This is a genomic window from Mesorhizobium sp. (assembly GCF_005063415.1).
Taxonomy (GTDB): domain Bacteria; phylum Pseudomonadota; class Alphaproteobacteria; order Rhizobiales; family Rhizobiaceae; genus Mesorhizobium.
Genome location: NZ_SUEG01000008.1, coordinates 1 through 25701, shown reverse-complemented (window position 1 = coordinate 25701; position 25701 = coordinate 1). Strand labels below are relative to the sequence as shown.

Below are 25701 nucleotides of genomic sequence, written 5' to 3'. Positions count from 1 at the left end.
TAATTCGTTACAAGTCTAAACACCGACAAGTTCACCGTTCATGCGAGCACGGCCTCGACTTTGGCAACGAAGTCATCGAGCGAGCGATCCCCGCGAATCTCGATGCGCGGAAGGTCAATGGGATCGCAATCGAGGTCCGCCGGCCCGTGTCTGCCGCCGAAGCCGATTCGATAGCCGCACTCCCTGGCCAGCCGGCCAAGCCGTCGGTCAGTGACAGAGAAGGGTGCCGCGAACGCCGTGGTTGGCCGACCGGTCCACCGTTCGATGAACATACGAGAGCGCAGGAGCTCGGCGGCCAAGTCAGAGCTCGACAGACCATCGATCGCGCGATGCGTCGCCAGATGGCTTCCGAAGAACGCACCTTCGCCGGCGAGGCGTCGCACCGTCCCGGCGTCCATAAGCTGCGTCGGCGGGCCGCTGTAGGCGTCCCACTGTGCACTTTCACCCACCAAGTCCGTCACCAGGAACATTTCCGCGGTCAGATCGTTCGCGCGCAAGGTCGGCCAGGCATAGTCGGCAAAGTTCTGGAAGCCGTCATCGAACGTGATGAGCACTGGGCGGCCAACGATAGGCTGACGGTTGGCGATGAACCACTCCAGCTGCTCGGACCTAATCGCGTGAAAGCCATTGGCGCGCAGCCATGCCATTTGGCTGGCGAATGCGGCGGGCGTGAGCCGAAAACGGGCGAGCGCGGCCGGACCTTCATCGGAGACGCTGTGATACATGAGGACAGGGATACGCTGTCGCCGCTCGCTACGTGCGACGTCGCGGCGCAAGGCCCGCGCCCCGCCCCAGACGATATTTCGCGCGACCCCGATTTCGACGGGTGCGCGGATTGGCACATGATCTATCATCGGTTCCGTCGCCACGTCGCCTGGTGACAGGCGGCGGAAGCGGTCTATGCGGTAAAGCTCGGTCTGGATCGATTGCTCGAGGACGAAACCGTCGGTCGCTGCCAGCGTCTCTGAGATTGCTTGCGCACCGAATGTGTTCCAGTCGAAGCCCGTCCTTTCAACATTGTCACGTAGCACGAATGCGTGTGCGCTGATGAAACTGCCGCCAGGCGCCAACGCCTCAACGAGTTTTTTGGCGATGCGCCGCAACTCGGCGAGATCATCCAGGTAGTAGAGCACTTCCGAACAGACGATCAGATCCATCTCGCCCGGCAGCGTGTCCGCAGAAAAATCCAGTACGCCGAACTCAACATTCGGCTGATCGCTGCATCGCGCGCGCGCCCGCCAGACGGCTACGGCGGAGATGTCAGTTGCGGTCAAATGGCCCACGCGCGGCGCCAGCTGCCGCGTGAAGTGGCCCTCCGCACAGGCCAGCTCAAGCGCCCGTCCGATGGGAACGGCAGGCAGAATTTCGAGCTGCCGCTCATATTTTTCCTGCTCATAAGGCGAACCGTAGTTCCAGGGATCCTCGGTCGCGAAATGGCGATTCCAGAAAGACGTGCGATCATTGTCGTGCCCATCCGCGGCCCGTGCACGGCGCGGCGCTGCAAAAGGCTCTTTAGTTTCGGCGCTCGACCGAACCAGCGCCTGCGCTTCCGCGGCCAATCCCGCGAGTTTGCCGAAGTGGCTGTCCCGATCAGACCGGCGTTCCGCTATGGACAACAATGCCTCGGCTGCAAAGATGTTTGACTTGTCGGCACCGGCGCCCTTTTGCGGTGCATGTACAGGCGATCGCCTCGCAAGTCGCGCGGCACTGTGCATAAGCCGCTCAGGGGGCACGAAATTCAGGATCAATTCAATCCAATGACGCCTTGTCACGTTCCCGAGTACGCCGAACTGCACGAGAGCCTCGATCTGGCCATCCATCATCAGATAGGCATAGATTTGATCGATTCCTTCCGGCACTTCGGTCGAGGCCGGATTTCGCGCGTCGACACGAATTCCAAGTGTGCGCGCCAGCCTGCGCGGCGCGGCAAGATCGTCGACATCGAGCAGCATTTGCTCAAGGTGATACTGGACGCGGCGAGCCGCGTCGGGATTGTCCCAGACCTTGCCGAGTTCGATGATCAACTCGGTGAGGGAGCCGCCGAACCTGTCCCACCTGGCAGCCAATTGCGCTGGCACCGACAGGCTTCCTGCCATAAGGCCATCGATGGCCACCTTGGCGATCTCACGCGCCCATTTACGTCCTGGCGGGAGCGCGCGCAGGGACTGCGGGTTGATCGAGCGCGAGCCGCAGCCGCAATCCGATGCGGCGTTCCACAACGCGAACCACGCGAGTGCTTCGGAAGCGGTGCGGCCGCTCGCCTCGATCGCTCCATTGGCGTGAGCCGATGCCGGGTGTTTGACCCTGGGATCGGCGGAAAAGCCGCGGGCGATCACGACTTCCGCATCTGCCAGCATCTGCGCCGAATTGCGGCTGAGCGCGTTGGGGCTGGCCCGATACAAAGCGAGCGGCTCGTCGACCATCAGCCAATTTCTGCCCAGACGTGCGAGGCGCTGCCACAGGTCCCAGTCCTCGCAGGTGCGCAGAGACACATCGAAACCGCCCAACTCGACAATTGTCTCCCGGTCGACCAGCAGCGCGTGAGTGCGAATGGCGCACCGGCGGGCGAATGTTTCGAAGGGCTGGATCGCGACCTCCGTTGTGATGCTCGCCGGGGTGAGTTCGCCATCGGGCATCACGCGCCGGGAACCGCAATAGGCGGCCACAGCATCGGGAGCGGATTTCAGTGCGGCCAGCATTTTCGCAAGGAAGCTGGCATCCACCCAATCGTCCGCATCCAGAAACATGAGCCAGCGGCCGCGCGCTGTCGAAATCCCGCTATTGCGCGCGTCGGCGGGGCTATGCGCACGAGACTGCAACGTCCGAAATCGGGCATCGTGCTCTACATAACCGGCGATGATCGCGGGGGTGCGGTCCGTGGAGGCGTCGTCGACGATGATCGCCTCCCAATCCACTATTTCCTGATCGAGAAGGCAATCGAGTGCGCGCGCCAGCGTTACCTCCGCGTTGTGCGCAGGAACCACGATTGAAACCAAGGGAACATCCGCCACGCCGTCTTACCCGCGCCTGGTTCGAGGTAGAACAGGATGTGTTGATCTTTCTCGGCGGAAGCCGTCACAATCGACGCCGATCAGTCCGTCGACCCATCGTCCATCACCACTATATCCAGTATCTGGCAGGTCTGCCGGCGGATGCCGGCAAGCGTTGCGCCGACGGTTTGCTCGGCATTGAACATCGGTACCACACCGCCTTGCGGTAGCATTGTCCTGGATCATCGAGCTTTCGTCTTCTTCGGCAAGAGTCGGCAAATGTCAAAACCGGATGACGGCATCGGCTGGCAGCACTGCCCTGTCAAGATAAGGGCGAATTAGAGGCGGGCAAAAAAGACTTGAAGACAGGCCGAATGGCAAGCGCGCATGCCCGACGGCTTAGAGCTGAGGCCGATGCGCCGGGCATTTCCTTTCGCGCAATTGATCTGCAAAAAGATGATCGCGGGCGAAGACGCGAGCGCAAGCTGATCCGGATCGAGCCGCATGTCGAAATCTACCCGAATGGGACGTACGAACTGACTTAAGCCGAGAAGATTCCGGCTTGCGGGTCGGCAATTTTGCTGGCAAGTTTATCAGTTGCTAAATTAGCGCTGTGAAAATGTTCAAAAGGAGGGGCATGGGATGGCCAAGGAATCTTCGAGTACCGCTTCTTCGGCAAATAAAGCGGACGCAAATCTGATAAGTAATGCAGAAGGAAGCGGGCTGACCTTCATGGCGGGCCAGGCTCGCGAGAGCGGGGCCCCCGGCGACGCTGTAGGTGTCGACAAGATACGTGATCTGCTGTTCGGCAACCAGATGCAGGACTATGACCGCCGCTTTTCCAAGCTTGAAGAACGGGTCTTGCAGCGCTTCAAGGATGTCGAATCCGAGGCCAAGCGCAATCTTGAAATGTACGAGTCAAATGCAAAGAAGCAGGTCGACTCGCTTGCGGCGCAATTGCGGAACGAAAAAGACGCGCGAGCCGACGCCGACAAGGAGATTGATCGGAATCTTCGGGAGCAAAATCAGGCGCTCGAAAAGCAGGTGCGCGCGTTGTCGGATCAGTTGAGCGAGCTTGAGCGGGAAGTTGCGGACCGGATAAATCGAAACGATCATTTGTTGCGTGAGGAAATCAAGCAAAAGAATGAAAGCATTCAGATGCTGATGGAGAAAATGTTTTCCGATCTTGGCAATGTCAAGACCGACCGAAATCTTTTGGCTGGCCTGTTTGTCGAGGTTGCAAAATGTCTAAATCAGGATCCCGCAGGCAGCAAGAACAACTCGGAGCGTACGTGGAAAGTGAGTTGATCGGAACTTGACGTCGACTGTCGACCCAATCAGCCTTCCTCAACGAGCAGCTTCGAACGATACAGAGATTGATCGCGAGGCTCTGGCTCGCCTTTTGATCGAAATTGCCCGGAACGTTGATCCGGACTATCGTGCGCGTCTCGACGGAATCCCAACCGCCGATCCTCGCATGGAAACGCTGCGCCAGCTGCTGGTCGGCCGCGAAATTTCGGAGCTTTCGCGAGTTACGCACCTGCTCGACGAACCCGAGCAGCTTGCGGCTGCAGTGGGGAGCGTTCTCCCCAGTGCAGCCGCACGTGTGCCTCATGCGCAACTCGGAGAGGCCCTTGCGCCAGCTGTCGAGAGGGCCGTGCAACGGTCCATCCAGAAGAGCCCGCGTACGCTTACGGATATATTGTATCCGGTGTTTCTGCCGGCTATTCGCAAGTCGATCGGCGAAAAGATCGACCAAACCTTTCAATCGCTGAATGAAACTTTAAGACATATTTTTACCTGGCATGGGCTCAAGTGGAGACTTGAAGCCTGGAGAACGGGAGCAAGCTTCTCAGAAGTTGTTCTTAAGCATTCTCTTGTCTATCGTGTGGAACATGTCTTTCTCATCAATCGCAATTCCGGTCTTTTGATAGCGCATGTAACTGCTGATAATGCAACTAGCGAAGATCCTCAACTCATTTCTTCTATGCTTAGTGCAATTCAAGATTTTGTAAAGGACTCATTTAACGAGAAAGAACAGAGCGGCCTGGACACTATCCGTTTCGGGGAGCTTCGTCTCTGGTCGGAAGTTGGACCGTTTGCGACCTTGGTTGCGGTGATCCGGGGAAATCCGCCGGAGGAATTACATGAAATAATTCGCGATGTATTGCTTCGCATCCATGATGAATGCTCACAGGCTCTAGAGCAGTTTGACGGCGACAGTTCGCAGTTGGCCGGCGTAGAGACGCAGTTGCAGACCTGCGTTGAACTGAAGCAGGAGGAATCAAACCAGGGATTTCCGTGGCTGGTAGTGGCTGCAGTCCTGCTGGTTTTGATTCCCGCAGGCGGTTGGTTCTTTCTTTCCTGGCAATCCGGGCAGCGCTGGCAGGCCTATGTGTCGCGACTGGGGACCCAGCAGGGCATCATCGTTGCCGAACAAAAGGTGCGCGATGGCCAATTCTATATTGCCGGCTTGAGAGACCCGCTTGCCGCCGACCCGCAGTCGCTGTTGGCCGGAACGCAGGTCGATCCCGCCCGCGTTCATTCACGCTGGCAATTCTATCAGAGTCTTGATCCGGAGTTCGTGTTAAAGCGGCTAACGGCGTCGCTGGTTCCGCCGGATTCAGTACGACTTTCGATCGTCAATGATCGCATCGTTGCCGAGGGTGAGGCTCCCGACACCTGGATAGATCGGGCGCGCGCAGCGGCCCAACAACTTTCGGCAGGCGGACCGGAATTCGATATCTCCAGGGTTCGTGATGTGAGCCCCGAAGCACGCGCGGCGGAGCGCTGGCAGGCCTATGTGTCGCGACTGGGGAGCCAGCAGGGCATCATCGTTGCCGAACAAAAGGTGCGCGATGGCCAATTCTATATTTCTGGCCTGAGAGACCCGCTTGCCGCCGACCCGCAGGCTCTGCTGTCCGGAACGGAGGTCGATCCCGCCCGCGTTCATTCGCAGTGGCAATTCTATCAGAGCCTTGATCCGGAGTTCGTGTTGAAGCGGCTAACGGCGTCGCTGGTTCCGCCGGATTCAGTACGACTTTCGATCGTCAATCATCGCATCGTTGCCGAGGGTGAGGCTCCCGACACCTGGATAGATCGCGCACGCGCAGCGGCCCGACAGCTTTCGGCAGGCGGACCGGAATTCGACATCTCCAGAGTTCGTGATGTGAGCCCCGAAGCACGCGCGACGAAGCACTGGCAGACTTATGTGTCTCGACTGGAGGCCCAACCGGGAATCATCGTCGCCCAACAAACGGCGAGGGGCGGATATTTCTATATTTCCGGCCTGAGAGACCCGCTTGCCGCCGACCCGCAGGCTCTGCTGTCCGGAACGGAGGTCGATCCCGCCCGCGTTCATTCGCAGTGGCAATTCTATCAGAGCCTCGATCCGAAGTTCGTGTTGAAGCGGCTGATGGTGTCGCTGGTTCCGCCGGATTCAGTACGACTTTCGATCGTCGAGGATCGCATCGTTGCCGAGGGTGAGGCTCCCGACACCTGGATAGATCGCGCACGCGCAGCGGCCCGACAGCTTTCGGCAGGCGGACCGGAATTCGACATCTCCAGAGTTCGTGATGTGAGCCCCGAAGCACGCGCGGCGGAGCACTGGCAGACTTATGTGTCGCGACTGGAGGCCCAAGCGGGAATCATCGTCGCCCAACAAACGGCGAGGGGCGGACATTTCTATATTTCCGGCCTGAGAGACCCGCAGGCCGCCGACCCGCAGGCTCTGCTGTCCGGAACAGGCGTTGATCCTGCTCGCGTTCATTCGCAGTGGCAATTCTATCAGAGCCTTGATCCGAAGTTCGTGCTGAAGCGGCTGGTGGCGTCTCTGGCTCCGCCGAAATCGGTTCGGCTTACGATCATCAAGGATCGCATCGTTGCCCAGGGTGAGGCTCCTGCCGCCTGGATAGATCGGGCGCGGCTCGCCGCCCAACAGCTGTCCGCGGACGGACTCTCTCTAGAAATCTCCGAGTTGCGTGAGTTGACCCCTCCGGAACTCACTCATTTGAGGGAGGCTATTCAAGCGGTCGACATTTTCTTCGATTCTGGCAAGGCTGTACCGGGACCAGAGCAACTGCCGGTTCTCGACAAATTGGCGAATCAGTTGAAGCAATTGGCCAAGGACGCCCGCAAGGCAGGCGTAACAGCACAGTTCATGTTGACCGGCCATTCGGACGAGACGGGCCGTGAAACGGCCAAATTGTCGATCAGCGCCGCGCGCGCGGAAACAGTTCGTGCGCTTCTCAAGAAGCGCGGCGTCGATCCGGAATTGCTCTTGGTTCGCGGCGCGGGCACCTTTGAGCCAGCGGAGATTGAAAATAGCCGAACTGGGAACTCCGCCAACCGCAGAGTTTCGGTTACGGTAAACTTCCACTAGGGCGGAGCCCAGGAAATTGCAAAAGAAGATCTGCATGTTGGGCGGGTTCGCTGTCGGAAAGACGAGTCTGGTTCGCAGGTTTGTGCAAAGCATCTTTTCAGAAACCTACTTGACCACGGTGGGAGTGAAAATCGACAAGAAGAGTGTCGCATTCCCGGACAAAACCGTGGATCTGATTTTGTGGGATTTGGCCGGCGAAGACGATATCGGCTCATTCCGCGTCAGCTATGTGCGAGGTGCGAGCGGGCTCGTGCTTGTCGTCGATGGAACACGCGCTGCTACTCTTGCCGTGGCGCTCACGTTGCGCGAGCGGGCCGAGGCGGAATTCGGCGCTATGCCGTTTGTATTGCTGTTCAACAAATCCGATCTGGCCGATCGGTGGGCAATATCGGATAGTGAAATCAACGAACTGAGGCAACGTGGATGGCAAATCTATCTAACAAGTGCGCTTTCGGGTGAACATGTTGATGATGCGTTTCGTCAGCTTGCTTCGATGGTTAGCAAATAGACCATGCATGAATTGCCACGAGAAGTCAGAAGCTGGATTTACGATTTCTTCGACAACGAGCACTCCGTCGCATATCTGAAAATCGACGCCGAGCTTTGCATAGCTGCGAAGGGCGGTAACGTTGAACATTACGGGCTCTCATCAGTTCGCATAGGTAAGCCTGTTGCCGAGCAGCTTGAATTCATGGAAGGTTTGCTGCCTTGCCCGGAGCTTCCATATCATATGGCCATGGTCGAACTGCCCAGCGGGCGTGTCGCGGACCTCCATCTTTTTGCTGACAATGCCTACGTGTGGCTGCTCTTTCTTGACGCCACTGCCGAACGCGACAATAGGCAGCGACTTCAACAGAAGGCTTATGAAATGACGCTCCTGCAAGAGAGGGAGCGTCAACTCAACGAGAAATTACAATCGATGAACGAGGCGTTGAGGGCGAGCCAAGAGGGATTGTCGCGTGAATACCAGCGCGCCGAAGCCCTGCTCCTCAACATTCTTCCGGCGTCTATCGCGGAGCGGCTAAAAGCGCACGAAGAAATTGCAGACAACTACGCAGAGGTGAGTGTGCTTTTTGCCGACATCGTCGGTTTTACGGAAAGAGCGCGGAACGTCGGAGCCGTGACGACGCTCGCTATTTTAAATTACTTCTTCAAGGCGGCGGATCTGCTCTCGGAGCGATACGGCTGCGAAAAGATCAAGACAATCGGCGATTGTGTTATGGTGGTCGCTGGCCTGCCCGCCGCGCGATCCGATCATGCGGAAGCCCTTGCGCACTATGCACTTGAACTGCGGAAGGCGGTTAAGCTCGAACGCTTCGCAGGAGAACCGATAAGACTCAGAATTGGAATTCACTCAGGACCAATCGTGGCGGGCGTCATAGGCAAAAGGCGGTTTGCCTATGACCTATGGGGCGACACCGTTAATCTCGCCGCACGTATCCAAACGTCCGCGGAGCCCGATGAAATCCGTATTTCGGATGCAACTCATCAACTGCTTGGACCAAATTTTGCTTGCGACCCACTCGCGGAAACGGAATTGCGTGGTACAGGTCGTGTGCGAATGTGGCGGCTCCCAGCCTGATTTGCCGCATGGCAGTGCCGATCCTGGAGCGCATTGCATCTCAAGCAACATCATGGTTTCGAATGTCCGCAGCGGTGCGCGAAGCAGTCGGGCGACCGCCACAGGTCTGTCCCGGGTCAAATCAGGGCATCGGATCCTGGAGATTAACGTCATGCCCAGTTCATAGAACGGCCGGAGGCCTGGGCCGAGGTCGGAATGCCCTGCCCCGGCGGCTAAATAAACACCGCCAAGTACCTGGCGCAAGGTCTAGCTCGGAACGATGACGTCTTGCACCACAACATCGGTTTCTCCAAGGTAGGAACAACGGCGGACATAGATGTCGTTGCTTGCCGATTTGACCGGAAGGTTACAGCACGATGCCACTCATGATTCGACGATTGGAAGCCAGGAATCTGGTGCGCCCGGCACGACGTCTCCGACATCTGATTGCGATGTTTGTCCTGATTGCCAGGCCGCTCGTCTTCGGTATCGCCCTCTTGTTGGCTGGTCCGGCACAGGCGCAGGCGCCGGCGACGGTCCCGCCTGAAAGGGTCAAACAGCTATTCGAGCTTCTCGACGATCCGTCAGTGAAGGCCTGGGTGGCCGAACAGCGAAATCAGGACGCCGGGTCAACGGGAGCGCCTGCCGAGGCAGGAGCTTCGCCGGCCGACGCATCGTCCGGTGCCGTGGCCGCACCCGGCCAGATGAATACGATGGCATCCTCGACGCTCGATCGGATCAGGCATCATATCGAAAGAATCGTGCGAACTTTGCCCTTGCTGCCAGGCCAGTTCGCGCGCGTTCGGGCAGAGACGATGGAGGATATGTCCAGCAAGGGGTCTGCGGGCGTATTTGTGCTGATTGCGATGTTCATCGCTGCCGGCCTGGCACTCACTTGGGCAACGTACAAGTTCACCCGTCCATTTCGTCTTTGGATTATCGCTCAACCGAAGGATACGCCCGTTGGGCGAGCCAAGAAGATTGGGGGGCGCGCGCTTTATTCCAGCATGCTGATCGTCTCTTTCGCACTGGGCAGCGCCGGCGCGTTCATGTTGTTCGACTGGCCAATGCTTATCCGCGAGATTGTACTGACATTTCTGATGGCGGCGGTCGTTACATGGGGTGTGCGCATGTACGTCATGGCCATGCTCGTCCCTTCCTTCATGAACGTCGAGAACGCTGTCGAGGTTCGTGCTTTGCCGATCACCAACGAAGCGGCTGACCATTGGTCCTATTGGCTACCTCGGATCGTCGGCGTCTTCGCCTTCTTCGGCGCCGCGTTTATTCTCTTGCCAGGTCTCGGCATCGATCAGGACGGAATGATGGTCCTGTCACTGGGCGCCGATTTCGTGCTGCTGTTGCTCCTGCTGCTCGCCATTTGGCGTCGGCCAAGAACGCAGCGAGACGGTGCGCGCCACATCGGTCACACGGAAGCGACATGGCTATTGACTGCTTATTTCGTCGTCCTGTTCCTGCAGCGCATCGCCGGCCTGTATACATACTTCTGGTTTACCTTCGCCGCATTCTTCCTGCCTTTGGCAATCGTGATGACGCAGCGCGGGGTTAATTTCGTTCTGCGGCCAGGTTCGGAAGATGTCGGCCGGCCTACGATCCCGGCGGTGACGATCGCTGTCATCGATCGCGGAATCCGAATGATTTATATCCTGGTGGCGGCTTACTTTCTCGCACGTGTCTGGGGTCTGGACATGCAATCCATGCGGGACAGCGATACGACGACGACGTTCATATTGCGCGGCTTGATCAATGTCGTGGTCATTGCCCTCGCAGCCGATTTCGGCTGGTCGATTATCAAAGCTTTGATCGAACGAAAGCTGGGCATCGAAATACCGCACCCTGTGATCAGCGACGAGGAGGTCCCGATCCTCGATCCGCAGCAGGCGCGGCTGCACACGCTCTTGCCGATCCTCCAGAACATTCTGCTCGCATCGATCATCGTGATGGCGGTACTTATGATGCTCGCCTCGCTGGGTATCCAGATCGGCCCATTGATCGCCGGCGCCGGCGTCGTCGGCGTCGCAGTGGGCTTTGGGGCACAAACCATCGTCAAGGACGTCATTTCAGGCGTGTTTTTTCTGCTCGATGATGCGTTTCGTGTTGGCGAATACATTTCGTCGGGCAATTACAAGGGTACTGTGGAAAGCTTTTCGCTGCGCTCGGTGAAGCTGCGCCACCATCGTGGTCCGCTGTTCACGGTACCTTTCGGTGAACTCGGGGCAGTCCAGAACCAGAGCCGTGACTGGGTCATCGACAAATTCAACATCACCGTTGGCTATGACACCGATATCGACTTCGCTCGCAAGCTGATCAAGCGGATCGGCCTCGAACTGGCGGAAGATCCCGAGTTCAAACACTGGGTGCTCGACCCGATCAAGATGCAGGGCGTACAGGAGTTCGGCGAGTACGGCATCGTATTGAGGGTCAAGGCTACAACCAGACCGGGAGGCGCCTTCGGTATGAAACGCAAATTCTATGTACGCCTCCGCCAAGTCTTCAAGGAGCAGGGCATCGAACTCCCATTTCCGACCGTCCAGGTCCAGGGGCTACAGAACCCACATGGGGCAGAGAATGCGCCGTTGGAGATCACACCCGAGTTGAAAATGGCCGTCGCGCAGTCGCACACTATTCGACGCAGGAAAAAAGCTAGCACAACGGAGTAGAAAAACTGTGACACCTGCCGGTCACAACGCGACTTTCCGCGCATCGCCCGTGGCAGGGATACTCTTTTATCTTCTACCGTTTAAGACGAAAAAGCACCGTCACGAGCCTCACCGACCCTGACGGTACCTTGAAAAATTCGGCCGGCAGTATGCCGGAGTCCGTTAGACGTGGCGTTGGCGTCAACCTCTACATGCCGATAGATGCCGAACGCCAACGAACGGATCTATTTCAATGCTTTGTGGCGAGGCAGTTCCCAAAAAAGACCGTCGCGAGGCTGCCTACAACCAGAGTCGGTCGCGAGTTTTATGTCGGGCTGCGTAGTTGATACAGCGGTACGCTCGAGACAGCGCCATCGGCTACCTGCCGCGCGTCAGTCGCGCGATATGGACAGCCCCGCGAGAAGCGGAGCGTACGCGGCGAGCCTGCGGGATACGAACTCCGTGAAGAGCTGCACGCGCTTCGTCTTGCGTGTCTCCCCCTGTGTGAGAAGCCAGAGCGTTCCGTACATGTGCAGGTCGGTGCCCGGCACCCTCACCAGTAGGAGGTCGGCATCTCCGACGAAGCACGGCAGTGTCGTCATCCCGAGCCCTTGCCGTACTGCAACGATCTGCGCCTCGCCGTCCGTGGTCCTGAACGGAACCCCCGTGGTACGAACCTCACCCTCGCTGGCCCAATCCGGAATTCCATGAATGCTTATGACGATCCACCGGATGGGATCGGGCGCACCCGCACGCCACGCGGCTAGTCGATCGCGAGACATGTAGACCCCGCCGAACAGCTCCGGTCCCTTCAGGCCGTGAAGATTGAGCGGCAGGGTTTTGCGGTCGTAGACGACGCGGATCGCTACGTCGGCCTCTCGGTTGGTCAGATTTGCCAGCTCGCCGGACGACAAGATTTCCATCTCGATGTCCGGATGCAGACGCGCGAAATCGGCGAAGTCCGGCATGAGCAGGTGTGTCGCGAGGGTCGGAGCCAACGTCACCCGCAGAAGCCCGCGCACGCTCTGGTCGCGCCCGAAGACGCGCGTCTCCAGCTGGTGCGACGACGCTTCCATCTGGTTCGCGAGCTCGAGGACCTCCTCGCCCGCAGCCGTCAGGCGGTAGCCCGAAGGCAGCTTTTCGAACATCTGCGCCCCGAGGCGTTCCTCGAGCTGTGCGATGCGTCGCAGCACGGTCGAGTGATTCACTCCGAGGCGCTCGGCGGCGGCCCGCACTGAGCCTCTGCGCGCGACGGCAAGAAAGTAGCGAACGTCATCCCAGTCGATCATGGTGCAATCCCGCACCGCGCGGTGCGCCTTCCAAAGCCGTATCTAACACATCGAACAGCAGTACGGGCGGTCATCATCGCCTATGTCGACGAGCGCGGCGGCCCAATTCCGAACGGCGGACACCGATCGTCGCGGCTGGCGTCCAGCCGGATCGATTTTGCACCATCGATGTGCGTGCTTCCGCACTCAACAACTGACGCCGGCGGCCCCATTTCGAGGCTCTCGGAGGCAGATGCTGTCCCGACAACACGAAAGGAGAAGTCATGGGAAAGCTTGAGGGTAAGGTTGCAGTCGTCACGGGTGGATCGAGCGGCATGGCGCTGGCGAGCGCCAGGCGGTTCGTTGAAGAAGGCGCCTATGTTTTCATCACAGGCCGGAGACAGGAGGCGCTGGACGAGGCCGTCAAGCTGATCGGCCGGAACGTGACCGGCGTGCGCGGCGACGCGGCCAATCTCGACGACCTCGACCGCCTGTTCGATACAGTCAAGCGGGAAAAGGGCAGGATCGACGTCCTGTACGCGAGCGCCGGCACAGGCGAAGCCGTCCCACTGGGCGAGATTACCGAACAGCACTTCGATGCGACCTTCGGCCTGAATACGCGCGGCACGCTGTTTACGGTTCAGAAGGCGTTGCCGCTGTTCAACGACGGCGGATCGATCTTCATGACCGGGTCAGTTGCTTCGATCAAAGGTTTTCCGGGTTACAGCGTGTATGCGGCGAGCAAGGCGGCGCTGCACGCATTCGCACGCGGGTGGCTCAACGAACTCAAGGGCAGGAATATCCGGGTGAACGTGCTGCACCCGGGGCCGATCGCCACACCGATGCAGGACCAAGTTCTCACTGAAGAAGCGAAGCAGATGTTCGAATCCCTGATCCCGCGGGGAAAGATGGGGCGTCCTGAGGAAATTGCGGCGGCCGCGGTATTCCTTGCTTCAGACGATTCGAGCTTCGTGAATGGGGTGGAATTGTCTGTCGACGGCGGCTTCTCGGCCATCTGAAATCGCGTCTCATTCACCGCAGGACCTCTACGCGGTCGCCACAGCGGACCGGATAACCCAGCGCCCTTGAAAGCCGCGAACCAATCTCAAAACAAATCGGAGAAGATTATGAGCTACGCAATTGTAGGATTCGGTAAGATAGGCCAGGCCCTCGCCCACGCCTTCGCCCGTAAAAACATCGACGTGACCGTCGCAAGCCGCCGGCCGCCCGAGGCGTTGGCGCCGCAGGCTCGGGCGATTGGACCCACGGTCGTCGCCAAGTCGCTGCGGGATGCACTCGAGGCCGACACGATCATCCTGGCGGTCCCGTTCGGGGAGCATCGCGAGGTTGCGAAAGCCCTGCCGAGCTGGAAAGGCAAGATGGTCATCGACGCTATGAATCTCTTTCCGGTCCCTGAAGAGCTGGACGGTCTCCCGGCCTCTGCCGTCGTCGCGAAGGCGTTCACCGGCGCCAAGTTCGTGAAAGGGTTCAATCACCTGATTGCGGCCACCCTGGCTGCCGATCCGATCGTCGAGGGCAGCCACCGGGTCGTCTTTCTGTCGAGCGACGACGAGGACGCGACCGCTCCCGTGGCGGCCTTGGCCAAACAACTCGGGTTCGCACCCGTCAAGCTGGGAAAGCTCAACGAGGGTGGCGCGCTGGTGCACGCACGCGGCCGCACTTGGGGCCAGCTCATCTTCCAGGACCTGTTCAAGAAGGAGCAGTGACCGATGTATGACCATGTGATTTGGCCCGAGCGATATGATCCGAAAACGTCGGCCATCTACGCACTCAATGACATTGACGTGAAGGCGCCGCCTGAAGTGGTCTGGAAGCTGCTCGTTGATGCCGAGAATTGGTCGAGCTACTTTCCCGCCGAAGATCAGGTCAAGATCCTGACCGGCAAGCCGGAACTGGCGCTTGAAACCAGATACAGCCGGGTGACGGTTGGCTTTCCGATGAGTCTGGTCGTGACGGAGTGTGAACCCTTCCGCAGGCTCGCGTGGACGACGACAGTCGACGGCGATGAGACCGGCTCGAGCGCGTACCACGGCTGGGTCATCACTCCTACGGTCGATGGCTGCCATGTGCTGACCGAAGAAACGCAGCAGGGCCCTTGGTTCCTTGAGGAACTCGGGCGCAAGCATCCCGGTGCCCTCTACCGCTATCACCAGGAATGGGTCGAAAGCCTCGCCCGCGCTGCGGAGGCGGAAGTGGTAAGCAAGGCAAGTTGATGCGCTTGTCTTGAGGCCTGGCCCGTTGCTTGGGCCGCAACGCTTTCGACCGAACAGTACTGGGCCTGCCTTCGTCCGAATATTGTCGGTACTCAACAGACGACGGGCGCTTCCAGCCTGGATCGGCGGATGATCACCCATCTACCATTGGAGATAAATGATATGAATATTGAACTCAGGGGCCGCAAGGCGATTGTCACCGGATCCACCGCCGGTATCGGCCGCGCGACGGCGGAGGGGTTGGCCCGTGCCGGTGCATCGGTCGTCGTCAACGGCCGTGGGAATACCCGGGTCGACGAGGCGGTGCGGCAGATGCGGCAGGCCTTTCCCGGAAGCGACATCTCGGGCATCGCCGCCGATCTTGCGACAGCGGAGGGTGCCGAGGCCTTGATCGCGCAGGCGCCGGACGCCGATATCCTTGTGAACAATGTTGGTACGGCTCACATCCGGAGCTACAATGGCGTCGAGGACATCGCGAAGATCCCCGACGAGGACTGGCTTGGCCTCTTCCAGTTGAACGTAATGAGTGGCGTGCGCGTGACCCGTCATTACCTGCCGCGGATGGTGGCAAAAGGCTGGGGCCGCGTCGTGTTTGTAAGCAGCGAGTCCGCAGTCAACATCCCCAAGGAAATGCTCGACTACGGCATGACCAAGACCGCTCAACTCGCGGTGTCGCGCGGGCTCGCCGAGGCGGTCGCGGGCACGGGTGTCACAATCAACGCCGTCCTGCCGGGACCTACCCGCTCTGAGATCCTGGGCGACTTCATGGCGAAGCAGGCTGGCGCAAACGGAATCACTCAGCAGGAGGCCGAACAGGGCTTCTTGAAGGCGATGCGTCCGACCACCCTCATCCAACGCTTCGCGACCACCGATGAGGTGGCCAACATGATCATCTACGCATGCTCGGAGCAGGCTTCGGCGACAACCGGCGCGGCTCTGCGGGTGGATGGCGGCGTGGTCCGTTTCGTCGCCTGATTAAGGGGCAGAATGGACCGCGAGTGGATTGCCGAGACAAGGAAGACGGTATCAGCCGACGCGCTCGACTCGATCTTCCGTCTGCCCGGACCTATCTGGGGTGGAATTTAGCCAATGTCGTTTGCGGGACTCGTTCTCTCGGAGCGGGGTTCGGTGACTAAGCTAACCAGCAGACGGACGGACTATCGGCAACTATCGACGGGAGCAGTTCGCCGAGAGTCTTCCGTGCCATGCTCAGGGGTCGACAGTACTCCCCTTCATTCCCACTCGATTATTTTTTCTACTCTAAGAACTTGATTTTATTGCGGAAAATTTCTATTTCCGCGCCGAGCACCGCGAATGAGGCCGTCAAAAAGTTAGCCTATTGATTTTACTGGGTTTTTAGCAACGGCCGGACAGAAAAAATTCTGTGAACTATCGACACCTATCGGCCATTTCGCGGACAGCCATGAACGGTGAAGGTCGAATCCAAGCCTCCGACAAAGTACCGTCGTAACTGACTAAATCAATACGACCATTTCGACCTTGGATCGATGGATCACGGGCATTGGGTCATGAACCCCCTGGGTTTCGAGGGAGGCAACCAACTTCGCCAAGTTCTTCAAGCGCGAGACGGATTACCCCCATCGGCTTTCGCCGGCAATACAAGGGCTACTTATGGCCAACTTTCGGTGGCCAATATTGAAGGCGGCTCTGTCGCTGTGGCGGCTATTTTTTCGCTAGCAATTCGTCCAGGACCCCGTTCAGCGTGACCAGTGGCGTACCGGTGGCGGGAAGCTGGTGGACGCTAGTGCCATCGATGTAGAGCAGCGTCGGGTATGAAGATACTCGCAGGGTGCGGGTCAAGGCGAAGTCCGCTTCAGCCTGAGCTTGTGCTGTGCCATCGGTAATGGACTGCAATACCTTGTCCTTATCGAGGCCATTTGCGGACGCTATGGCAGCGATGGTGCTCGGCTCGGAGAGGCTGAGGCCATGAGTGTAGAATGCGGCCTGCAGCTGCTTGGCCCAATGGACGGCGCGATCGGGAGCCTGTGCCCGCAGGGCGGCCATGGCGGCTCCGGCAGCACCTGAATCCATTTCGAAGGAGCCTTGTTCGACGATCGTCCTGAAGTCCGGGCCGAATTCAGCGCCGGTTAGACGGATAATCCTCTCAGTGGCTTCCGGAACGTGGGTCAAATGGGAGATGGGAACAATCCGACTCCCTGTGAAAAGACCACCCGAAATGGCGGAGAACTTTACGCGATCCCGGTTTGATCGTTCAAACTCGCTTATGCGTTGGGAAAAGCCCCAGCACCAGCCGCAGTATGCGTCGAAAACGTAAACTACGGACTTTTCTTTGAAGGGATACATATCGGTTTCCGCTAAGTCGTTGAATTGAGATTGGCGTGAGGCCATCGCGGAACAGTGCCGAGGCTTTCTTTTCCGATTTGGCGCGTCGGGATTTATTCGGTCTGGCTGCACGCTGGCATTCGCCAACGTTCGTCCTGCCATGCACTGGTGACCGCAATCCGAGAGCAGCTGTCCGACCTGGTGCTCGGGCAGCTTGCGCGTGACCTCCGCCTTAGGCTTCTTTGCCGCCCTCGGACCTTTTCAGGCTCGCTAGAGCGTCTGCTTCAGCCACTGCTCGACGCCAAGCGGACGCAGACCTAGCAAAGCTTGTGCGCTGGTGTCTTCCGCGATGACACTGTTGGGTGCCTGCCATAAGGCGTCATAGAGCGCGACGACGCCGCCGGCCGCGTCGCCATACATCGGTTCGATGCGTTGGCCGAGTTCTTGCGGCGTCATCGCCTCGAAGCTGACGGCACGACCGAAATATTCGGCAAAACCAGCGGCCAAGTCTTTGCCAAGCAAACCGGGGACGTGACCAAGCCCCACCACTCCAGAGACTTTGTGGTCCGTCAGGAGACGCTCGATGACCTCGGCCACGTCGAGGTGGGAGCTCCACGACACGCTGAAATCGTCGCGGATGGGATAGCGCAGCACGCCGTCCGATCGCACCGCATCAATCACGAATGGCAGCAAGAGGTTCTCGAGATAAAGCCGCGGCGCCACGATTGCATGTGAAACGCCGGACTCGCGAATGCCGTGCACCAGCGTCATGACGGCGCTCCCTCTGGTGCCAGGCAGATCGATGGGCGCCCCGCTGGACAACACGACAACACGCGCTGGCTTTGCCTCGTTGACGGCGGCTACGATGTTTTGGGCAAACTGGACTCGCTGCGGTTCAGCGGCCACCGGGAGATGCACGAACACTCCTTCGGCGCCGCGATAGGCCGCGACCAAAGAATTCACCGACGCATAATCCACGGCGACGGCAGAGCCATCGCTGACGTTTGCAGTGTTGCGAACGAGCGCAATGGGCTTTTTGCCGGTCGCGAGTAGGCGGGCATGAAGGGGCCTGCCCTGCGCGCCAGTGGCGGCATGAATAGCATAAGACACGTTGTTCTCCTTGACAAAATAGGCTTGGCATGCCCATTAGTGCAGCACGTGCATCAGTTACGTCAAATGCACTAATAGAAGAAAACGCTATGGGCGAAAAAAGACTGCCAGAGTGTGGCGTCGCGAGATTCCTGCTCGTGCTGGATGGGCCGTGGGCGACTCTGATCATTCGCGAATTGCTTGACGGCCCTCGGCGTTTTACCGAGCTTCGCGTCGCATTAGAGGGCATCAGTGCCCATACACTGACCCACCGCCTGCGCCGATTTGAACTCTTTGGTCTGGTGACGCGCACCGCCTATGCGGAGACACCGCCGCGGGTGGTCTATCAACTGACGCCGCTAGGAATGTCCCTGCAAGACATTCTCCTTTCGATGAAGGATTGGGGAGATTCGCTTCCCGACGATGTGCTCGACCGCGTCCAGTCGGAGGAAGCCGCATAGCGAGAAGGTCAAGACCCGCGGAGCGCAAGTTCGAAAGCCGACGTCGGAAGCGGAAGCGCATCCGCCGAGACGATCCCGCGGCCGGTCGAAGGCATCGCGGAACTAGCCATAGTCGAAGGCGCTCGACAAGGAATGCTGGTCGCGACCGCCCCACACCAGGCACAGCCGGATTTGATACAAATCCTCGGAACGTGACCTCTGCAGTCCGAGGGTTTGTATCATTGGAGCCGACGCTAATGCCGGCTGATCCCAATCATCGCAAATTGAGAAGTATCGGCTACTTTTGCCGTGCTGGTATTACCTACAGCGCGATATCCTATCCTACTTTACTCCACAGCACGCCCCGTCACTCCCACTCGATGGTGCCCGGCGGCTTTGAGGTCACGTCGTAGACGACGCGGTTGATGCCGCGCACCTCATTGATGATGCGGGTGGCGGCGGCGCCCAGGAATGCCATGTCGTAATGGTAGAAGTCTGCCGTCATGCCGTCGACCGAGGTGACGGCACGCAATGCGCAGACGAATTCGTAGGTGCGGCCGTCGCCCATGACGCCGACGGTCTGCACCGGCAGCAGCACGGCGAAGGCCTGCCAGATGGCGTCGTAGAGGCCGGCCTTGCGGATCTCGTCGAGATAGATGGCGTCGGCCTCGCGCAGGATCTCCAGCTTTTCGCGGGTGATGCCGCCCGGGCAGCGGATGGCGAGACCGGGACCGGGGAACGGATGCCGACCAATGAAGCTGTCGGGCAGGCCGAGCTCCTTGCCGAGCGCCCTCACCTCGTCCTTGAACAATTCGCGCAGCGGCTCGACCAGCTGCATGTTCATGCGCTCGGGCAAGCCGCCGACATTGTGGTGCGACTTGATGGTCACCGACGGTCCGCCGCTGAAAGAGACGCTTTCGATGACGTCGGGATAGAGCGTGCCTTGCGCCAGGAAATCGGCGCCGCCGAGCTTCTCGGCCTCCTCCTCGAACACTTCGATGAACAGCCGGCCGATGGTCTTGCGCTTCTTCTCGGGGTCCGACTCGCCCTCGAGCGCGCCGATAAAACGGTCCGAAGCGTCGACCAGGATCAGCGGCAGATTGTAATGCTGGCGAAACATCTCCACCACGCCGGCCGCCTCGTCCTTGCGCATCAGCCCGTGGTCGACGAGGATGCAGGTGAGCTGGTCGCCGACCGCCTCGTGGATCAGCAGGGCCGCGACCGAGGAATCGACGCCGCCCGACAGCGCGCAGATCACCTTGCCCTTGCCGACCTGTTTGCGGATCGTCTCGACCGCGTGCTCGCGATAGGCGCGCATCGTCCAGTCGCCTTCGATGCCGGCGATGTTGTGGACGAAGTTGCGGAGCAGCCTGGCGCCGTCCGGCGTATGCACCACTTCGGGGTGGAACATGAGGCCGTACATCTTGCGCTCGACATCGCCGAAGATGGCGAAGGGCGAGCCCTCCGATTTTCCGAGCACCTCGAACCCCTTCGGCAGGGTGATGACGCGGTCGCCATGGCTCATCCACACCTGGTGGCGCTGGCCGGGCGCCCACAGGCCCTCGAACAGCGGGCTGTCCTTGGCGATCTCGACGAAGGCGCGGCCGAATTCGCGATGGTCGGAGCTTTCGGCGACGCCGCCCATCTGCACGCACATCGCCATCTGGCCGTAGCAGATGCCGAGCACCGGCACGCCGGCATCGAAGACGATCTGCGGCGCGCGCGGGCTGCCGATGTCGCTGGTCGAGGCCGGGCCGCCGGACAGGATCACCGCCTTCGGGTTGATGCGCTTGAACGCCGCCTCGGCCGACTGGAAGGGCACGATCTCGGAAAAGACGCCGGCCTCGCGGATGCGGCGCGCGATCAGCTGGGTGAACTGGCTGCCGAAATCGACAATCAGGACGGTGTCGGGATGATTGGCTGTTTTCATGGCGAGCGTTTAGAGAAAGAAACGAGTCGGCGCAATGGGTTGCGAGGTCGCGCTTTCACTTCGATTCCGGTGCGTCGTCCTGAACGCCAGAGGCTTTGTCCAATGCATCAGCTTGCGTTCTATCGAGTGACCGCAAAGCGCCCATCAGCGCTGCGAAACGCTCATGACCAAGGCGGGCAACATAGCTCCGTTCGATCTGCAGCTTGATGCGGTCGCCATCGCGGAGGGCGTCCAGGCCCTTGCGCGTGTAGCGAACAAGCTTGCCGCGACCGTCTTGCGGATCGGGGAGACGCTGCAACACACCTTCCGTCTCCAAGCCGTCGAGCAATTGCTGAACCGCCTGCTTTGAGATCGCCGAGCGCTCGATCAGCGCCGACTGGCGCATGCCGCCGCGCGGGATGTGTCCAAGCAGGCCGGCACGCGCTTCGGTGAACCAGTGATGGCCGGCAGCGCGCATCGCCGCGGCGAATTCGGTCTGCCAGGCGCGGCTCGCCTGCCACAGCCGCCAACCTATGTGATCCGGCAGCGTTTCGGATTTTTCGTCAAGGCTCTTGACCAAATTCTTCTCACCCGATACATAGTCAAGCATCTTGACTACTGGTTCACTCTAAGTGGCGATGCCGGTCAAGGCAATCGGCGACTTCAATTCAGGAGGAAATCATGGCAGCACTTCGGAAGGAAACCCTTGCAATGCTCATTCCGGGGATGACCCATGTGTTGGAACGAAACGGCAAGGAGGCTTACGTCTTTTTTGAAAGCGAGGGTGCCGCGCACATGCTGCTCGACGATGGCGAGGCGCGAAGCGGGCGCTGGCGGATGCTCGATGACGGTTATGTCGCCGACTGGGACACCGGCGCGACCGGACGCTGGACTCTCGATCATGAGCCCGGGTCAGTCACTTACGTCAATCGCGACAACGCCGTTCGCTTCAGGATGATCGGCGTGCTGTTCGGCAACGCTAAGAACCTGCCGCCCCAACAAGCTTGAAGTCGATCGCGCCGGAGGCGATCGCCTGTTCCAGCAGTTGCACCGCCCCGGCCAGCTTCTCGTCGATGACGTGCAGATATTCGGTCCAGTCGCCGACATGCCTCAGATCGGCCGCGCCGTCGGAAATGCCGCGCAGGCCGATAAGCGGCACGTCGAACAGCTGGCAGGCGCGCAGGCAGGCGAAGGTTTCCATGTCGACCATGTCAGCGGCGATCGCGTCGTAGGCGGCGCCGGTGACAATTGCCGCCCCGGTCGACAGCGTCGCCTGCCTGATGCCTGGTATCCTGAACGGCAGCGGCACGCTCACCGGCAGATCGAGAAACGGCGTGGCGCCCTTCTCGAACCCCAAGGGGGAGGCATCCATGTCGCGGTAGGCGACTGAAACGGCCTGGTAGATTTCCGTCTGCTCCAGCGTCCGGCTGCCCGCCGACCCGAGCGACACGACGAGATCCGGCAGCGCGTTTTCGCCCGCCCGCCGGGACAGTTCGGCGCTGAGCCCGACACCGGCCTCGACCGGCCCGACGCCGGTCAGCAGCGGCGTGAACAGCCGCTGCAGGTGTGGACCGTATTCGGCCTCGGCCGCCATGACGAAAAGAACGGATCTGCCGGACAGGCGAGACACTTTACAGGTCACGACGATCTACTCCTTTCTGGCCCTACCACCGGAGCCGGAAGGTAAGAAGGGCGACGTGCCCTCACCGGCCCCCGGCCCTTCGCTATGGCTCCGGGCGTTCGTCGCTCGAAAAGCCCATTTAGGGGCTTTTCGTCCGCTGCGCGGACCGCTCCTCACCCCTCGATACCGTCGCGGCCGAGCACCGTCATCATCGTTCCGGTCATCGTGGCGATCAGCTTGGCCTCGCCGTCGGTGGCGAACGCATAGGCCTGGCCGTCGGCGACGATGATGGTGCGGCCGGGCTTGGTCACCGAGCCGCGGAACAGAAAACGCTCGCCCCGGCCCGGCGCCAGCAGATTGACCTTGAACTCGATGGTCAGCACGCCGGAATTTTCCGGCATCAGCGAGAATGCCGCATAGCCGCAGGCCGAGTCGAGAGCCGTCGAAATGACGCCGGCATGAAGAAAGCCGTGCTGCTGGGTCAGTGCCGCAGAATAGGGCATTTCGATCTCGATAATGCCGGGCGTCACCAGCGTCAGCTCGGCGCCAATGGTCATCATCGCGTTCTGGCGCGCAAAGGACGTCCTGACGCGGTCCTCATAATCGGGAGCAGGAACGATCTTTGCTGCCATGGCCGTCGACCTTCGTTTCTCGACAAATCTTATTGCAAAGGCATTTATCGCAGAGGGGTGGGCGGCAGGCAATCGCAAATGCTGCACTGCAGCAATTGGCTAAACCTGCTGATAAGAAGCGAGATCGGCGACATCCGGCAACCGTTCAGCCGGTCCGCCGCAGCGCGCAGAAGTAAAAGCCGTCGGTGCCGCTCAGCAATGGCGACAGCGAAATGCCGCCCGCAGCGCCAATACGCACTGCCGCTTCGTGGCCCGCAAAACGGCTGTCCCAAAGCTGGCGGTGATCGACCGGGGCAAAACCGGGATGGCGATCCCGGAAGGCCGAAACCTGGTCGCCATTCTCCTCGTCGAACACCGAACAGGTGATATAGACCAGCAGGCCGCCGGGTTTGACGAAGTCCCTGGCGGCATCGAGGATCGTCTCCTGCTCGCCCTTGCGGGTGTCGAGCTGCCTTTGCGTCAGCCGCCATTTGGCATCCGGCCGGCGCCGCCACGTGCCGCTGCCGGTGCAGGGCGCATCGATCAGGACGATGTCCATATGCTTGCCGAGCGGCGCGAGCTCGGCCGGCTTGGTGACGATCTGCACATTGCGGTTTTCCGAGCGGCGTATGCGGTCGAAGATCGGCGCCAGCCTTGCCTTCTCGGCATCATGGGCGAAGATCTGGCCGCGATTGTCCATCGCCGCAGACAGCGCCAGCGTCTTGCCGCCGGCGCCGGCGCAAAAGTCGAGCACCTGCATGCCAGGTTCGGCGCCGGCCAGTTCGGCCGCAATCTGGGAACCCTCGTCCTGAACCTCGAACCAGCCTTTCTGGAAGGCCGGTTCGGCCTGCACGTTCGGGTGCCTGCCATCGCCTTCGATCGGCGGGATGCGGATACCGTGCGGCGCGATCCGGGCAGGCTTGGCGCCGGTCTCCGCCAATTCCGCCAGCACCTTGCCGCGATCGGCCTTGAGCGTGTTGACCCTGAGGTCGAGCGGCGGGCGTGTCGCCAGCGCGGCACCCTCTTCCACCCAGGCCGTGCCGAACGCCCGTTCGAACAGCGGCATGCACCAGTCGGGGATGTCTGCCCTGACCGCCGGCGGCGCATCGGCAAGGCGGCGAGCCGCAAGCGCTGTTAGTTCGTCGGCGTTCAGCAGCGGCGGCGCGAACTTGTCGCCCTCGAGCGCCTCGTTCAGCGACTGCGCCGTCTGGCCCCATTCGAGCAGCAGCGCGCCGAAGCCGATGGCGCGCGGCGTATCCTCGCCGAGCAGCCAGCCGGCCGAGCGCTTGCGGCGCAGCGCGTCATAGACGATGTTGCCGATCGCGGCGCGGTCGCCGCCACCGGCGAAGCGGTGCGACAGGCCCCAGTCCTTCAGCGCATCGGCCACCGGCCGGTGACGCCGGCCAATGTCGTCAAGCACTTCGATGGCTGCCGCCAGCCGCCCGCCCAGTCTCATTGTCGTCTTCCATTACTCAGCAAAATAAAATCCGGCCCTGCTCTTAGAGCTTTTCGTGTCCTGATTGAAACAGTTCTGTTTCCCCGACGGCGAGACAATCCATGCAAGGGGGTGACGAATGTGGGTTGGTGCATCGCGAGCCGCCGCCACCAAGCGCGCGTCGGCATGCGGAGCCAAATAATTCGATCAATATATTACAAGTCTCTAATGTGCTTGTCTGACACGCACAAGCACGCCGACTGGTGCAACTGCTCTGCTTTGCAACTTTTGCGGTTGCGAATACTCTTTGCGCGGTGATTCGCGTCGCAGAAAAAGGCGGACCCGCGGGTCGATACGAGGAGAGGGCAATGAAGACTTATCTGGCGGAAGTTCTAGGCACGTTTCTATTGGTGTTCATCGGCACGGCTTCGGTGGTGACGGGCGGCTTCGGCGGCGCGCTGCCGCTTGGCCAGGAAGGTATCGGTCTGGCGTTCGGCATCGGCCTGATCGCGGCGGCCTATGCGATCGGCCCGATTTCGGGCGCGCACCTCAATCCGGCGGTGACGCTCGGTGTGTTCCTCGCCGGGCGGATGCCGGCCAGGGATGTCATTCCCTACTGGATCGCGCAGATCATCGGCGCCATCATCGCGTCGCTGGCACTGTGGATCATCGTCTCCGGACAGGTCGGCGGCCACACTGGCGGCTTCGGCGCCAATGGCTGGGACGTGACGAAATGGGGCGTCAGTTCGGCCTTCCTATGGGAGCTGATCGGCACCTTCACCTTCGTCACCGTGATCCTCGGTGTCACCAACGCCAAGCACACCACGGCCTTCGCCGGCCTCGTCATCGGCCTGACGCTGGCGGGCCTGCACTTCGCCATCATTCCGGTGACCGGCACATCGCTCAACCCGGCCCGTTCGATCGGACCGGCGCTGTTTTCGGGAACTGCGGCGATCGGCCAGCTGTGGCTGTTCATCGTCGCGCCGCTGATCGGCGGCGCCATTGCCGGCGTGGTTGCCAAGACCGAAATCTTCGAGAAATACTGACTTTTCGGAACCCAACGAAAAAGGCGCGGGTCGAGGCCCGCGCCTTTTTTTGCATCGACAAATTCGTATGCCCGGATCAGGCCGCGAGATCAAAAACGGTCGGCGTTCATCACCTTGGTCCAGGCCGCAGCGAAATCCCTGACGAACTTCTGCCC

General features: G+C 60.2%; 23 protein-coding genes. 12 read left to right on the top strand and 11 right to left on the bottom strand.

Annotation, left to right across the window (positions count from 1 at the left end):
* Positions 1-38: 38 nt before the first annotated feature.
* The 3 genes from E5W70_RS04240 to E5W70_RS04230 all read right to left on the bottom strand — a co-directional run bounded on the left by E5W70_RS04240 (position 39) and on the right by E5W70_RS04230 (position 3496).
* Positions 39-3011, bottom strand: coding sequence for a trifunctional glycosyltransferase/class I SAM-dependent methyltransferase/polysaccharide deacetylase (locus E5W70_RS04240; RefSeq protein WP_292654302.1), 2973 nt, complete (start codon positions 3009-3011; stop codon positions 39-41).
* 80 nt (positions 3012-3091) lie between these two features.
* On the bottom strand, positions 3092-3223 hold the full coding sequence (locus tag E5W70_RS04235) for a glycosyltransferase family A protein (RefSeq protein ID WP_292654299.1): 132 nt from the start codon (positions 3221-3223) through the stop codon (positions 3092-3094).
* A 105-nt stretch (positions 3224-3328) separates the two neighbouring features.
* Positions 3329-3496: a hypothetical protein gene (locus E5W70_RS04230; RefSeq protein WP_292654296.1), complete on the bottom strand. Its 168-nt coding sequence runs from the start codon at positions 3494-3496 to the stop codon at positions 3329-3331.
* Between the two features lie 136 nt (positions 3497-3632).
* Here E5W70_RS04230 and E5W70_RS04225 point away from each other — a divergent pair, with 136 nt between their 5' ends.
* From E5W70_RS04225 to E5W70_RS04205, 5 genes are all read left to right on the top strand, one after another.
* A complete protein-coding gene (locus E5W70_RS04225) occupies positions 3633-4298 on the top strand; it encodes a hypothetical protein (protein WP_292654294.1) in 666 nt (221 codons plus the stop codon).
* 94 nt (positions 4299-4392) lie between these two features.
* A complete protein-coding gene (locus tag E5W70_RS04220) occupies positions 4393-7371 on the top strand; it encodes an OmpA family protein (RefSeq protein WP_292654291.1) in 2979 nt (992 codons plus the stop codon).
* A 16-nt stretch (positions 7372-7387) separates the two neighbouring features.
* Positions 7388-7879, top strand: a complete 492-nt coding sequence (locus tag E5W70_RS04215) for a Rab family GTPase (protein ID WP_292654288.1) — start codon at positions 7388-7390, stop codon at positions 7877-7879.
* 3 nt (positions 7880-7882) lie between these two features.
* Complete coding sequence (locus E5W70_RS04210) at positions 7883-8953, top strand: adenylate/guanylate cyclase domain-containing protein (protein ID WP_292654286.1); 1071 nt, start codon at positions 7883-7885, stop codon at positions 8951-8953.
* 356 nt (positions 8954-9309) lie between these two features.
* Complete coding sequence (locus tag E5W70_RS04205) at positions 9310-11610, top strand: mechanosensitive ion channel family protein (protein ID WP_292654284.1); 2301 nt, start codon at positions 9310-9312, stop codon at positions 11608-11610.
* A 371-nt stretch (positions 11611-11981) separates the two neighbouring features.
* Here the strand turns inward: E5W70_RS04205 and E5W70_RS04200 are convergent, their stop codons facing one another.
* Positions 11982-12878, bottom strand: coding sequence for a LysR family transcriptional regulator (locus E5W70_RS04200; RefSeq protein WP_292654282.1), 897 nt, complete (start codon positions 12876-12878; stop codon positions 11982-11984).
* Between the two features lie 263 nt (positions 12879-13141).
* Here E5W70_RS04200 and E5W70_RS04195 point away from each other — a divergent pair, with 263 nt between their 5' ends.
* The 4 genes from E5W70_RS04195 (at position 13142) to E5W70_RS04180 (ending at position 16066) form a co-directional block, all read left to right on the top strand.
* Entirely contained in the window at positions 13142-13876 is a 735-nt protein-coding gene (locus E5W70_RS04195) for an SDR family oxidoreductase (protein ID WP_292654280.1), read from the top strand.
* A 108-nt stretch (positions 13877-13984) separates the two neighbouring features.
* The gene (locus E5W70_RS04190) at positions 13985-14584 is read left to right on the top strand and encodes an NAD(P)-binding domain-containing protein (RefSeq protein WP_292654277.1); all 600 of its coding nucleotides are present in this window, start codon (positions 13985-13987) and stop codon (positions 14582-14584) included.
* A 3-nt stretch (positions 14585-14587) separates the two neighbouring features.
* Complete coding sequence (locus tag E5W70_RS04185; protein ID WP_292654275.1) at positions 14588-15091, top strand: SRPBCC domain-containing protein; 504 nt, start codon at positions 14588-14590, stop codon at positions 15089-15091.
* A gap of 162 nt (positions 15092-15253) precedes the next feature.
* Entirely contained in the window at positions 15254-16066 is an 813-nt protein-coding gene (locus tag E5W70_RS04180) for an SDR family oxidoreductase (protein ID WP_292654272.1), read from the top strand.
* Between the two features lie 708 nt (positions 16067-16774).
* Here the strand turns inward: E5W70_RS04180 and E5W70_RS04175 are convergent.
* Entirely contained in the window at positions 16775-17416 is a 642-nt protein-coding gene (locus E5W70_RS04175) for a DsbA family protein (RefSeq protein ID WP_292654267.1), read from the bottom strand.
* A 249-nt stretch (positions 17417-17665) separates the two neighbouring features.
* Entirely contained in the window at positions 17666-18505 is an 840-nt protein-coding gene (locus E5W70_RS04170; RefSeq protein ID WP_292654264.1) for an NAD(P)H-binding protein, read from the bottom strand.
* 89 nt (positions 18506-18594) lie between these two features.
* Here E5W70_RS04170 and E5W70_RS04165 point away from each other — a divergent pair, with 89 nt between their 5' ends.
* The gene (locus E5W70_RS04165) at positions 18595-18945 is read left to right on the top strand and encodes a helix-turn-helix domain-containing protein (protein WP_292654261.1); all 351 of its coding nucleotides are present in this window, start codon (positions 18595-18597) and stop codon (positions 18943-18945) included.
* 346 nt (positions 18946-19291) lie between these two features.
* Here the strand turns inward: E5W70_RS04165 and guaA are convergent, their stop codons facing one another.
* Positions 19292-20854, bottom strand: a complete 1563-nt coding sequence (guaA, locus tag E5W70_RS04160; RefSeq protein ID WP_292654259.1) for a glutamine-hydrolyzing GMP synthase — start codon at positions 20852-20854, stop codon at positions 19292-19294.
* 55 nt (positions 20855-20909) lie between these two features.
* The gene (locus tag E5W70_RS04155; RefSeq protein WP_292654257.1) at positions 20910-21443 is read right to left on the bottom strand and encodes a MarR family winged helix-turn-helix transcriptional regulator; all 534 of its coding nucleotides are present in this window, start codon (positions 21441-21443) and stop codon (positions 20910-20912) included.
* Between the two features lie 71 nt (positions 21444-21514).
* Here E5W70_RS04155 and E5W70_RS04150 point away from each other — a divergent pair, with 71 nt between their 5' ends.
* Entirely contained in the window at positions 21515-21841 is a 327-nt protein-coding gene (locus E5W70_RS04150; RefSeq protein WP_292654254.1) for a hypothetical protein, read from the top strand.
* Here the strand turns inward: E5W70_RS04150 and E5W70_RS04145 are convergent.
* The 3 genes from E5W70_RS04145 to E5W70_RS04135 form a co-directional block, all read right to left on the bottom strand.
* Positions 21813-22475, bottom strand: coding sequence for a 5'-methylthioadenosine/S-adenosylhomocysteine nucleosidase (locus E5W70_RS04145; RefSeq protein ID WP_292654251.1), 663 nt, complete (start codon positions 22473-22475; stop codon positions 21813-21815). The two genes, E5W70_RS04150 and E5W70_RS04145, sit on opposite strands and share 29 nt — an antisense overlap.
* Before the next feature lie 152 nt (positions 22476-22627).
* Positions 22628-23086, bottom strand: coding sequence for a PaaI family thioesterase (locus E5W70_RS04140; RefSeq protein WP_292654248.1), 459 nt, complete (start codon positions 23084-23086; stop codon positions 22628-22630).
* Between the two features lie 145 nt (positions 23087-23231).
* On the bottom strand, positions 23232-24521 hold the full coding sequence (locus E5W70_RS04135; protein WP_292654245.1) for an RsmB/NOP family class I SAM-dependent RNA methyltransferase: 1290 nt from the start codon (positions 24519-24521) through the stop codon (positions 23232-23234).
* A gap of 347 nt (positions 24522-24868) precedes the next feature.
* Here E5W70_RS04135 and E5W70_RS04130 point away from each other — a divergent pair, with 347 nt between their 5' ends.
* A complete protein-coding gene (locus E5W70_RS04130; RefSeq protein WP_292654243.1) occupies positions 24869-25546 on the top strand; it encodes an MIP family channel protein in 678 nt (225 codons plus the stop codon).
* Positions 25547-25701 lie beyond the last annotated feature (155 nt).

Excerpts from the sequence above, each read along its gene's own strand:
- E5W70_RS04235 (WP_292654299.1), bottom strand. The coding sequence starts at position 3,223 with ATGCTACCGCAAGGCGGTGTGGTACCGATGTTCAATGCCGAGCAAACC.
- E5W70_RS04230 (WP_292654296.1), bottom strand. The coding sequence starts at position 3,496 with ATGCGGCTCGATCCGGATCAGCTTGCGCTCGCGTCTTCGCCCGCGATC.
- E5W70_RS04225 (WP_292654294.1), top strand. The coding sequence starts at position 3,633 with ATGGCCAAGGAATCTTCGAGTACCGCTTCTTCGGCAAATAAAGCGGAC.
- E5W70_RS04210 (WP_292654286.1), top strand. The coding sequence starts at position 7,883 with ATGCATGAATTGCCACGAGAAGTCAGAAGCTGGATTTACGATTTCTTC.
- E5W70_RS04205 (WP_292654284.1), top strand. The coding sequence starts at position 9,310 with ATGCCACTCATGATTCGACGATTGGAAGCCAGGAATCTGGTGCGCCCG.
- E5W70_RS04200 (WP_292654282.1), bottom strand. The coding sequence starts at position 12,878 with ATGATCGACTGGGATGACGTTCGCTACTTTCTTGCCGTCGCGCGCAGA.
- E5W70_RS04195 (WP_292654280.1), top strand. The coding sequence starts at position 13,142 with ATGGGAAAGCTTGAGGGTAAGGTTGCAGTCGTCACGGGTGGATCGAGC.
- E5W70_RS04190 (WP_292654277.1), top strand. The coding sequence starts at position 13,985 with ATGAGCTACGCAATTGTAGGATTCGGTAAGATAGGCCAGGCCCTCGCC.
- E5W70_RS04185 (WP_292654275.1), top strand. The coding sequence starts at position 14,588 with ATGTATGACCATGTGATTTGGCCCGAGCGATATGATCCGAAAACGTCG.
- E5W70_RS04180 (WP_292654272.1), top strand. The coding sequence starts at position 15,254 with ATGAATATTGAACTCAGGGGCCGCAAGGCGATTGTCACCGGATCCACC.
- E5W70_RS04175 (WP_292654267.1), bottom strand. The coding sequence starts at position 17,416 with ATGTATCCCTTCAAAGAAAAGTCCGTAGTTTACGTTTTCGACGCATAC.
- E5W70_RS04165 (WP_292654261.1), top strand. The coding sequence starts at position 18,595 with ATGGGCGAAAAAAGACTGCCAGAGTGTGGCGTCGCGAGATTCCTGCTC.
- guaA (WP_292654259.1), bottom strand. The coding sequence starts at position 20,854 with ATGAAAACAGCCAATCATCCCGACACCGTCCTGATTGTCGATTTCGGC.
- E5W70_RS04155 (WP_292654257.1), bottom strand. The coding sequence starts at position 21,443 with ATGCTTGACTATGTATCGGGTGAGAAGAATTTGGTCAAGAGCCTTGAC.
- E5W70_RS04150 (WP_292654254.1), top strand. The coding sequence starts at position 21,515 with ATGGCAGCACTTCGGAAGGAAACCCTTGCAATGCTCATTCCGGGGATG.
- E5W70_RS04140 (WP_292654248.1), bottom strand. The coding sequence starts at position 23,086 with ATGGCAGCAAAGATCGTTCCTGCTCCCGATTATGAGGACCGCGTCAGG.
- E5W70_RS04135 (WP_292654245.1), bottom strand. The coding sequence starts at position 24,521 with ATGAGACTGGGCGGGCGGCTGGCGGCAGCCATCGAAGTGCTTGACGAC.
- E5W70_RS04130 (WP_292654243.1), top strand. The coding sequence starts at position 24,869 with ATGAAGACTTATCTGGCGGAAGTTCTAGGCACGTTTCTATTGGTGTTC.